General features: G+C 64.8%; 1 protein-coding gene. It reads right to left on the bottom strand.

Going from position 1 to position 1,025, the window contains the following annotated elements:
• A partial coding sequence (gene tuf / locus AC3WTD_RS18510) for an elongation factor Tu (RefSeq protein ID WP_492614660.1) occupies window positions 1–1,025 on the bottom strand: 1,025 nt, incomplete at its 3' end.

Raw genomic sequence — 1,025 nt, 5'->3', positions numbered from 1 at the left:
CCGGTCACGTCGGTCGTGCGGAAGTAGAACTGCGGACGGTAGCCCTTGAAGAACGGCGTATGACGGCCACCCTCGTCCTTCGACAGCACATATACCTCCGCCTCGAAGTCGGTGTGCGGGGTGATCGTGCCCGGCTTGGCCAGCACCTGGCCGCGCTCCACGTCGTCACGCTTCAGACCGCGCAGCAGCAGACCCGCGTTGTCGCCCGCCTGGCCCTGGTCCAGCAGCTTGCGGAACATCTCCACGCCCGTCACCGTGGTCTTCTGCGTGTCGCGGATGCCGACCACTTCGATTTCGTCGCCCACCTTGATCACGCCGCGCTCGATACGACCGGTCACCACGGTACCGCGGCCCGAGATCGAGAACACGTCTTCCACCGGCATCAGGAACGGCTTGTCGATCGCACGCACCGGCTCCGGGATGTAGCTGTCCAGCGCGTCCACCAGCTTGATGATCGCCGGCACGCCGATCTCGCTCTGATCACCTTCCAGCGCCTTCAGCGCCGAACCGTGGATGATCGGCGTGTCGTCGCCCGGGAAGTCGTACTTGCTCAGCAGCTCGCGCACTTCCATCTCGACCAGCTCGAGCAACTCGGCGTCGTCGACCATGTCCGCCTTGTTCAGGAACACCACGATGTACGGCACGCCCACCTGGCGCGACAGCAGGATGTGCTCGCGCGTCTGCGGCATCGGACCGTCCGCCGCCGAGCACACCAGGATCGCGCCGTCCATCTGCGCCGCACCCGTGATCATGTTCTTCACGTAGTCCGCATGGCCCGGGCAGTCCACATGCGCGTAATGGCGCTTCGGCGACTCGTATTCCACGTGTGCCGTCGAGATCGTGATGCCGCGCGCCTTCTCTTCCGGCGCCGCGTCGATCGCGCTGTAATCCTTGAACTCGCCACCGAAGCGCTCCGCACCGACCTTCGTCAGCGCCGCCGTCAGCGTCGTCTTGCCGTGATCCACGTGACCAATCGTGCCGACGTTCACGTGCGGCTTGGTGCGTTCGAATTTACCCTTTGCCAT

The sequence above is a fragment of the Rhodanobacter sp. FW106-PBR-R2A-1-15 genome, from assembly GCF_058789735.1.
The sequence above is the reverse complement of the archived record's forward strand: the minus strand, read 5'-3'. Positions and strand labels throughout refer to the sequence as shown.